At 57.4% G+C, this 9,776-nt stretch carries 5 protein-coding genes and 5 pseudogenes; 1 reads left to right on the top strand and 9 read right to left on the bottom strand.

Translation table 11 applies throughout. The annotated features are described in order from the left end of the window. The 3 genes from IVA79_RS17915 to IVA79_RS17905 all read right to left on the bottom strand — a co-directional run. Window positions 1-106 (bottom strand): NAD(P)-binding protein (locus IVA79_RS17915; protein ID WP_247554963.1); only part of this gene is annotated, 106 nt, incomplete at its 3' end. 666 nt (window positions 107-772) lie between these two features. After that, entirely contained in the window at window positions 773-1,894 is a 1,122-nt protein-coding gene (locus IVA79_RS17910) for an Ldh family oxidoreductase (protein ID WP_247554961.1), read from the bottom strand. 248 nt (window positions 1,895-2,142) lie between these two features. After that, window positions 2,143-2,907 carry a CmcI family methyltransferase gene (locus IVA79_RS17905; RefSeq protein ID WP_247554959.1) on the bottom strand — a complete coding sequence of 255 codons (765 nt, stop codon included), beginning with the start codon at window positions 2,905-2,907 and terminating at the stop codon, window positions 2,143-2,145. Window positions 2,908-3,843: 936 nt separating this feature from the next. Here IVA79_RS17905 and IVA79_RS17900 point away from each other — a divergent pair. Next, window positions 3,844-3,953: pseudogene (locus tag IVA79_RS17900) on the top strand (IS3 family transposase); the annotation flags it as partial. Window positions 3,954-3,996: 43 nt separating this feature from the next. Here the strand turns inward: IVA79_RS17900 and IVA79_RS17895 are convergent. The 6 genes and pseudogenes from IVA79_RS17895 to IVA79_RS17870 all read right to left on the bottom strand — a co-directional run. Further along, a pseudogene (locus IVA79_RS17895) lies at window positions 3,997-4,280 on the bottom strand (IS3 family transposase); the annotation flags it as partial. Window positions 4,281-4,311: 31 nt separating this feature from the next. Beyond that, window positions 4,312-5,460, bottom strand: a pseudogene (locus IVA79_RS17890) (IS30 family transposase). A 233-nt stretch (window positions 5,461-5,693) separates the two neighbouring features. Further along, window positions 5,694-6,250 (bottom strand): annotated as a pseudogene (locus tag IVA79_RS17885) (integrase core domain-containing protein); the annotation flags it as partial. 1,183 nt (window positions 6,251-7,433) lie between these two features. After that, on the bottom strand, window positions 7,434-8,399 hold the full coding sequence (locus tag IVA79_RS17880; protein ID WP_247554957.1) for an ornithine cyclodeaminase family protein: 966 nt from the start codon (window positions 8,397-8,399) through the stop codon (window positions 7,434-7,436). 807 nt (window positions 8,400-9,206) lie between these two features. Continuing rightward, a pseudogene (locus tag IVA79_RS17875) lies at window positions 9,207-9,422 on the bottom strand (hypothetical protein); the annotation flags it as partial. A 2-nt stretch (window positions 9,423-9,424) separates the two neighbouring features. Then, window positions 9,425-9,712, bottom strand: a complete 288-nt coding sequence (locus IVA79_RS17870) for a transposase domain-containing protein (RefSeq protein ID WP_346658189.1) — start codon at window positions 9,710-9,712, stop codon at window positions 9,425-9,427. Between the last annotated feature and the right edge of the window lie 64 nt (window positions 9,713-9,776).

The raw sequence follows: 9,776 nt of genomic DNA, 5'->3' as shown, positions 1-9,776 counted from the left end.
CCGCCTCAAGGAGTAATACCTTGACGCTCGTGTTCTCACTCAGACGATTGGCGAGCACGCAACCAGCCGAGCCGCCACCGACAATGATGTAATCCCAGTTAGTCATAGTAGGACGGTTCCTCATTACAAACGTTTCGCAATGCGTCCGCTTTGGACGAACGAGCTCATCCGTGGGCGGCCGACACATATTCCGCTTGTCGCGCGTTTCTGACTAAACATCACGTCTGCGAAATGGGCCAACGCCGTGTCCGTTTTGAGCTTCGCCTCCCGCTAAGCTGGATCGCAGGGATCATGGAACGCGTACTGCACCCAGTCCGTCTTATATTCCCGGCCGGGTTCGTTCCCCCCATGGAGAGGATCCTCGCTCAGACTAGCCGCGAAGGCTAATAGCCTTCTCCGTTTTAGGATATTCCTGATCGGCCAGGAGATCGCTCATCTGCACGCCCTGCCTTCGACTAACGTCAAGGTGTATGCCTTAGAAGCGCCGTTCTGCATCTCCCATTGTCCTATCGGCTAAAGGCCACCTATCCGCCTCTCATGTGCGTGCCTGATAATTGGCGAATCAACCAGTTGCTTGATGTTGCCAAATAAAATGCCGCGAGCACGACCTTATACGGTACAACAGGTCTCATGTTGAACTCTGCATGGCCGTATCAGCGGCGTCTCGGTAGAAGCGGAGCTAGATCAAAAGCTCGGAAGATGCCATTTCCAGAGAGGTTATCGAAGGCATCGCCAAGCCCGCGTCTGAATAGCCGGCGTCGCGCTTACGGCCTCATGCGTCTCCACCTCCTCTAAGTAAACGGTCGAGTTCCAGACTGAGGCCGTAATCATTGGCAAGCGCGCGCAGTTTCTCCCATGTGGCGTTATCGACTGAGATGCCATTCGCCCTGCGCTCCCGTTCATGTAAATGTCCGAGCTCGCCTGGATGGAACACGCCGGACGAGCCTTCGGATAGCGGTGTGGATTTCAGGTAACGCGCAAAATCAGCGACCTCTTCCTTGAATTGACGAAGCGGGCGGAACGCCGCCACATTGACGGCCGCAAACAAGCAACTAAAATTCTCCCTACTGCTCGGCGCGACTTCGAAATCAGGGCCCGTCAGCAGCCGGCAAAGCACCTCTACCATTGCAGCGAGGCCGCTGCCCTTGTATCCTTCGGTCCCCCCGAGCGGTAAAAGCGCGCCGCCGTTAATGTAGTCGCGAGGGTCGGTGGTGGGCCGTCCATCGGCATCGATAATCCACCCCTTGGGAATATCTTCAAGCCGCTTGGCCGCTAGGTTGATCTTACCGGCTGCGACAGCCGAAGTGGCCATATCGAGAAGAAAGGGAGCCTCCAGATCAGAGGGCACCGCAATTGAGATTGGGTTTGTGCCGAGCCGCGCCTCGCGTCCACCGAACGGCGCTACGTATGGTGAGCGGCCGGAATCAGCAGCCGCAAAGCCGATCATGCCGGCCCTTGCTGCCATCAAGGGATACATCCCGAGGCGCCCGACGTGACCTTGCCGAAACACGGTACACGCGGCGACATTAGCAGCCTTTGCCTTTTTGATAGTGAGCGCCATCGCCCGGGCGCTGACATCAAAGCCAAAGCCCCAGCCGCCATCGATGACCGCAGTCGTCGGAGACTGCTCCACAATGGTCCACTTCGCGCCTGGAATGATCTTTCCCGCCTTGATGCAATCGATATAGTATGGAATCGCGATCACACCATGAGAATCGTGGCCGACGAGGTTGGCGTTAACGCAGCCTTCAGCAACCGCTTGCGCCTCGTTGTTTGAGGCGCCGGCAGCTTCCAGCAATATCGTACATATGCGAGTGAGAGGCTCGCTCTTCACGACCCTAAAGCTTCCTTCTTTCTTCGGCTCGAGGCGTGGAGAGCTCTCGCTTGCGTTCACGGATGTCCTCCTCCATTTACGTCGGCAATCAGACACCTTGGCCACGAGAGTGCAAATTGCTCACGGCCGCCATTCCTCATGATGCTCTATGAGGCGAGGTCTAGAGCACATATCTGCTCGCCATGGCTGTTGCACATCGATGTCTCAAAGGAGCTCTGCGAGAATGATTTATCGAGTTCCGGCACCTCTTAGGCGCGGCGAGCCGCAAAGTATCTTGGGCCACTAGCCGGCACTGTGATGATCCAAGCTCACGACTTTCGAAGCCAGGCGTTTGGAGCACAAGTGACGTTGATCCCAAACGCGTCGGTATAATAAGTATCGACCAGAAATCCTGCTCGCTCGACCAGTTGCAAGCCATCCATCATCTCTTTATCTGCCTTCATGGGATTATCTTCGATAACATAATAGTCTCCTGATAGGAGAAAGCGGCGATTCAGGTAGTCGAATACTGAAAAAATCTGCACGTGAGCATCGTCGATCACAAGCCAGGGATGAGGCGCGTTCGTCAGCATCTCTCCATCGAAAGCCGCGAGGTCCGATAGATCAATGTTATGAAAGGTGAGAAGTGGATGCTTTGCACGTTCATGGATACATTTAGTGTGCAGATCAAAGGAGTGGACGTGTCCCGGGTCTTCGCAAAGCAGCGACATCTGATCAGCAAACCAGAGTCCGCTGCCACCCTGGAGAGAACCGAGTTCGAGAATTGTCTTCGGCTGAAGCTCCCATATGAGTCTGGTATAAAGAGCTAAATCAAAAGGCGTCTTTAGCTGAATTAACCCTTTGTAAGTCAGGGCCAAGGCTCCTATTTTCGTTGAGCGCTTGTCAAAAGTCTTGGGATAGATAGACGACATCCATCCCCGGACCGATGGCTTAGAAAAGCGGTCAGAACAATCAGGATTCAAGACCTTTTCCATTGCAATTTCCATATCGAGAGGTCCGCCCGGCCTGACTTGCTCAGGGTAGTTCTTGGATGCGGCCTCCCAAAAGGCTTCGAGTCCGGAAGTGAGTTTCATCGATTGATCTCCATGCGGGGCGCTCTGCACGTTGCGGCGAGGCTCTCCCGCCCCTTAGCAATGGGCGTGCCACTCGCGATGTGATAGAACGAGCCTAAGCTCTTCCTAAAGTGCCCGAAAGACTGCCCGCTTGTGTCTCCTTTTCGACATCAAGTCTTGAATATGACATGACTGGTCCGCTGAGCCGAAGCGCTGAAGGTCTAGTTTCTTGCATGCACGAAGTGAGTGAGCGCATCGTCGGTATGCGGAACGATTCCGATCTGTCGGGTCGCGGACGCATCACGCATGGAAGACGGCGAGTACCATGCCCGACGCCGTTCAAGTAGAGCCTCTATGCTGCCGCGTGGCGCTTATGGGACCGATGCCGAATGTAGGACAGCAACTTCAGCATCGGACTTTCTCGCTGGAGAAGAGCCAGCTTACCGTCGATGTCATCAGTCTGCTGGTACTATTCCTTCGGCTGATTCACAACAATCGCAATTTCATACGAGCATTCGTTGGTCGGCGTCGGTCTCATCCAGCAAGCCCGCGGGGCTATCCACCCCTTGCTGGCCTTGCCGGGCTATGAGTCCAAAACTGAGCAAGTGGACTCGAATGGTACAAGGCCTCATACATCTCTGGGGACCGGCAGGCCTCCTGCGCGATGAAGCATCAAGAACCTTGGTTCTCAAACCGTATATTGGGGTGAACTGCGCTGCTGATTGCCGTGGCATCAGCGACGCCGCTCTTAGCTCCTCACTGCATGTAAGTTTTAAATAGGCCGGCGGAATCGGCCTCACAGCACAACCAAGGCTGAGCCGTGCCGTAGGCGGCCTCCATGCCGACCAGACACGGAGTGAGCGAGGAGAAAAGCGAAGCGATCTGGCTTGGACGGAGGCGTTGGCGACTGCTCACCTGGGTTCCCAACTGTCGCGACTTCCATTGGTGAATTGTAGGGTTGCAGTGGCGGAGATCTGCCGCAAGCCAGGGATCAGCCGGAGGACTTCTTCAACTGGGCGGCGAAGTACGACGGTCTGCTGCCGACCGAGATGCGACGATCGAAGCAGCTCGGGAGGAGGATGAGCTGCTGCCGGTTTGATGGACATCAGGTTAAGCTAATTCTACCTCGCGCTCGAACTCAACCGGGCTGAGATACCGACGGTCGAGTGCCTGCGGATCGTGTTGTAAAATCGTTGGATGTAGTCGCACACATCGGCTCGTGCCTCGTCTCTGGTCCTGTAGGTTTTGCCCTCCGTCCGTTCGGTCTTGAGCGACGAGAAGAAGCTCTCCATCGCCGCGTTGTCCTAGATATTGCCGGAACGGCTCATGCTGTAGATAATGCCGTGGTTGGCCATCAAACGCTGGAACTACTCACCGGTGTACTGGGCGGATTCAAGTGGTCGTCGCAACACCGAGTATGTTTACTCATGGCAACAACTCGTCAAACGCTTCTGCCGGCGTTAGTCTTTCTCGGTCGCGCATTGAGGGCGGCGGCCACGGCAGAGATTTCGTCAGCGCTGTGGATGCTCAGATCTGTGCCTTTCGGGAAGTACTGACGTAGCAACACATTGGTGTTCTCGTTAGTACCACGCTGCCATGGGCTTTGCGGGTCGCAGAATTAGACTTGGACACCCGCATCAATCTTCAGACGATCGTGCTGGGCCATTTCGGCTCCCTGATCCCAGGTCAGCGAACGGCGCAGCTCTTCGGGCAAGGTTATGATGGTGCGCGCATTCGCGTCGCGCACGGCTTCGCCCCCGTGTCCCGCCAGTGCAGGCCCGCTCTTGATAGGCGGCGCTTCGCCCTGCCCTGCAAGGCGCGGAAGATGCAGTAGCATCGTGAAGCGGGTCGTGCGTTCGATCAACGTGCCGATTGCCGAGCTGCGAAGGCCCAGAATGAGGTCTCCCTCCCCGTGTCCCGGCGCCGCTCGATCGGCCGCTTCGGGAGGGCGTCGACTGATCATGATCTCCGGCGAGACAAAGCTCTTGCCTCGTCCGCGTACGCGCGCCCTGGGCATCCGCAACACGCGTCTTGTTCGCAAGCAAGCCGTCAGCTCGCGGCGCAACACTCCCCGGCCCTCAACGAAGAGGGACTGATAGATGGCTTCGTGGCTGACGCGCATCGTCTTGTCGTCCGGGAAGTCGATCGGCAGGCGTCGGGCAATCTGCTCAGGGCTCCAGGCCTTGGCCCATCGCCGATCCTTTCGCCGGCCATGCCGGCGGCCCTTCCACGGAACGGCGAAACCAGGAACGCGAGCGCCGCTCGGGGTCACGACGACGCCGGCAAGTCTCTCCTCCACATAAGTGCGCAAGGTTGCGTTGAGCGGAAGCTTGGTCGGTCGGGGGCGACGTGCCGACCGATCGGCATGCCACTGGGCGGTCGTCGCCCGATACTCCAACCCGCCGCTGCTGGTGGCTGTCGCCGCAGTTCTCGCGAGATTGTCGAGGTGGATCGATCGAGACGGCGCCCAATCTCCCGGAGGGAATGGCCCTGCACCTTGAGAAGAGCAATCTCTTCGCGCCCCACCAATGACAAGTATCGCCCGGAGAACCCCTTTATCGAGGACTTGAACATCGCTGGTGGCATGCCGCCCGCCTTTCGAAACCATCTGGTTCCTATAGGCTCCCGCTCACTCAACGGGCGGTCGCGCCAAGCGTAATAGCCTGAAATGGACCCGCGGAGCGGGACCGCTTGAACCGGTTTGTTAGTTGGAAACTGACCGCTCCTGATCCGTTTCTATCACGCTGCCAGAGATTCTGTCTGCTGCTGTTGCTGTGGGCATGTGGTCAACGCGTCAGCGTTGTCCATCATGTCCACAGCTTCGCAGCCTGCATCCGTTCGCGCCAGACCGCCATCGGCGCGCGATAGCCGAGTGCCTGATGAAGGCGACGACCGTTGTAGAAGGCGATCCAGTTTGCGATTTCCTGCCTTGGCTTCGCGACCGTCGGCATAGCCCTTGAGATAGATGTCCTCATGCTTGAGAGACCGCCACAACCGCTCGACATTGTCCATCCAACGACCGCGGCCATCCATTGAGATCTTGATCCCTGCGCCCGCCAACGCGCCGGTGAAGACCGCACTCGTGAATTGGCTGCCTTGGTCGGTGTTGAAGATCTCCGGCCTGCCATACCGTGCCAGAGCGTCGTCGAGCGCAGCGAGGCAGAACGAGCTCTCCATACGTGATGTCGGCCGCCCACACCTGGTTCGGTCGGTCGATCGTCATGTTGCGCAGCAGATAGGGATAGATCTTGTGGCCCGGCGCCGGCTTCGTCGTGTTCGGCTTCGGTCCCAGCGCCGCGATGCCCATCTTGCGCATCAGGCGCTGCACGCGCTTGCGATTGACCTGAAGCCCCTCAGCCTTCAGCATCGCGGGACGGCCAGGCGGTGAACAGCTCGTCGATCCGCCGCATCAGGGCAAGGTCGTTGGCCGGCCGGGGCGGCCGGTAGACGCCAGAGCGCGCTCGAAAAGGGCGCTCCGCCTGACAGACGGAGTGAGCAATGACGAAGAAGACGAGACGCAAGACCGATTATAATGTCATGGCCTAGCCACCAGCCGAACGCATATAATCGATGATTCTCTTGCAGTACTGAATTGAGCTTGTCGCGCCTGCGCGCCCCTGAATATTGGGGCTCGCTCTCCGTAAAGTTCCGGTTGACTCCAAGATGTGCGGCCAACGCGTCCTGAGCGCATGCGAAATCGCAGGATTGTGGATCTCGTGCGCTGCTATCTCGGACCGAGACGAACCATCGGAGTAGATCAGTAACTGAACGAGATCCAGCAAGCAGGAGGCACAACTGGCTCGCTATGAAGTCTTCATTATTCCTTGGATTCCACTTAGGTGCGAAGTTGCGAATCAGGTCGCGGTCGCGGTTGCGAGTGCCGCGTCCATATGCGACTCGATTAGCGACGGCACAAACGTGAGCTGGCCGGCAATGAGCTTCAGCTCTCCGCATGCGAGTACTTGCAAGATGCGCTCGATGGCGATTGAGCCGCAGGGTTCGTTTCCTTACACCGCGCCCAAAACAATTAGTCGGGCACCGGAAGTGGGCACTTGTGCGCGGCAACAAACGTAAGACGTTCATCTGGTCGATCAGTCGTGATAGATATCTCCCGCGAGCCAAAGCTAACAGGGCCAAGTTCGTCAAGAGCCGGTTTGGCCAACTGAGCGGCTATCCAGCATCCTCTTGACCTTGCTGCAGCATAGGACAGTCTACCGTCGCAACTGACTGCAAGGTGCTTGTCCTTTAGACCGCAACCCAGAGCCATAGAACGCGGCGCCGCACATGAAGGACGCACGGTACCCCGCTCGCGCGGGAGGTCAGACATGACCAATGCGCTGTCGCTTGATGGAGCGCGATTGGCTGCTCCCCCTCAAGCCTCAGAAAGTTATAGCAGGATCTCGGGCGATCGCGACTCTTAGCTACCGGTGGTGTTGCTGTGATCACGGCACGATCATTCGTCTTGCCTTTTTTGTTGACCGATCACACCCCCTATCGGCCTGCTACACGACGCGTGTCCAACGAGGCCCTAAGAGGTTATACTCCATTCAACGTGGCAGAGTTGTTCCAACTCCGAGAGCACGCGCCTGCCGAAGCGCTAAATCCGCAATCGCCAAATCGGCAATCGCAAAGCCCCGGAATGCGAATAGTGTCTTGCTGCGCAAACTGGATTCCGAGGAGCCACTTGTGAGATGGCGCAGGTCTTCACTAAAAACGATGTGCTTAACCGGACGACTGGCTGCGTCAACCGGGGACCCCGATTGCTCTAAACTGTCTGTGACAAGCCTGTCGAAACTAGTTAAGCTGTCCGACCGCCAGCTCCTGCCTCCATCCACTGCTGAAACGAAGGACGAAGACTGAAGCAACCGCGCGTCCAGAAAAGACTCTAGATCTGGCGCACTTGGAATCATAGATATCACAAGATCGCATTTACTCACCAGCATACCCGGATCCTTCGTAATAATTGGCTCGCGGTGTTTTTCGGCTGCAGCGACGGCAACTGACTCGGCAGCCCCCCTGCTCCGACTATAGAGATAGACCTTGCGAAGTGATGGATACAAGTCGACGAAAGCGTCGAGGTGACTGAGGGCTTGTAATCCGCAGCCAACCAGACCAATACTTTCGGGCGTCTTCGGCGCGAGATAATTCGCCGCAGCTGTCGATGTCGCCGCTGTCCTGATCAAAGTGATAGAGTTTCCATCGAGGACAGCAACAGGGCTCCCGGTCTTGTAGTCACTCACGCAGATCAAACCGTTCACTCTAGCTCTTCCCATGCCCTCCTTGTCCGACGCAACTGCTATCCATTTTGTTGCAGCAATGCCGTAGGCTTGGGATGATGAGCTGAGCGAGCTGAACAAAGACGAAGGAGTATCAATGCTCGACTTTGGCAATCCAACGACCTTTCCTACGGCATAGTCACGGAACGTGGCCACGATGGCGTCCCGCGCCTGCCGAGATGATATTCTCAAGTTCTTGACATCTTCGCCGGATAAGTAGATCAGCTTTGCATTCATGACTTACCTTTCTCCGTAAACGGCAGCCCGCGTGGAGCACTAGCGTACTCTCTCTCATACACTTGGCGCCGCACTTGCTTCAGCAAGTGCTGTGCCAGCATCACATTGCTCTCCGCATTGTCGACGAGCTACCAAGATCAAGCTCCTTCAATGATAGGCATTGTACGCTCCTCGCTTCGCCTGATTGTCCGAAAACATACAAAAAAAGGAATTGAGGAGAACCACCGACAGAAAGCTGGTCATGGACCGATTGAGTCCCCTCTGAATGAACGGACAGCTGTACTAGGCTGGAGGAGCCAAGAGGTGTCGAATAGAACGTCAACGTCGGTCGTTTACCGAGGAGTACAGACGCCAAGCCATTTAGTTGGTGGTCTCGCCGTCGCTCAGTCAGGTCGCTGGCTAAGGAGCTCCATCTGCGTGTCTCTGCGCTGAGGCACTGTGGCGATAAGTCACGGCAGGGGTCCGCATCGGCGGCGTGGCGCCACATACGCAGGCGCCACCGGTGTCGGCGGACCTGCTTTCGGAGATACACCGGCTGCGCGAGGAAAACGAGCTGCTGCGCATCGAGCGCGACACTCAAAAGTCGATGGCGATCTGCGCAGTATGCAGGTCGAACTCGCATCCGCGGTACTGGCGATGGCAGTCCAGCAGGAGCGACCGCAGGGCGAATTGATCCACCACTCGGATCGCCACTGCGCAATATGCCTCATTCGGCCATCGCAATGCTGGCGGTTGTCGCCATCGCGCATCGTATCCATCCGAGGTAGGCCGCGGACAGGGGCTCACCGATTCACCGCTTGAGGAGTTCGGGTCTTCCTTGTGCATCCTGACGAGCTCCGTCAGGTTTTCGATGCCGAAGTCGGTGAGCGCCATGACCTGGTCGTCACCTATGCCGTAAACCCAGATGACGCCATCCTCTGTGTCCATTCCGTTGGCCACGTCCCAGAGCCAGTCCTCGTCTTCGCCGAGGTCTTTTGCGACGCGAGCGATTGTGAAGACGGCGTGAACCTTGTTGACGTGCATGGCTACGCCGCCTGGGCGGAGGACCTCGACGCAGGAGGCGTCCAGTTCCAGGGCAACAACTCGTGCAGGCGATTCTGCGGCATGTCGGCGATGCGCGCGAAGACATCGGCAAGCCAGGCTTTTGGGTCGACGTCGTTGAGACGCGCCGTCATGATAAGCGTGGCCATCACGGCAGCCCGCTCCGCGCCGCGATCAGAACCGGCGAACAACCATGCCTTTCTTCCCAGCGCAAAGCCGCGCAGCGCTCGCTCGGCCGCATTGTTAAAGGGCATGATGTTTTCAGCGCTCAAACCCGGTGGAGAGGACCGGTCGTCCGGATTAGTCTATCCAAGCCGGGATAGGGGCGCTGGAGCA

The organism is Bradyrhizobium sp. 138 (assembly GCF_023074075.1).
Lineage (GTDB): Bacteria > Pseudomonadota > Alphaproteobacteria > Rhizobiales > Xanthobacteraceae > Bradyrhizobium.
Note: the sequence above shows the minus strand (reverse complement) of the source record. Positions and strands in the feature narration are given on the sequence as shown.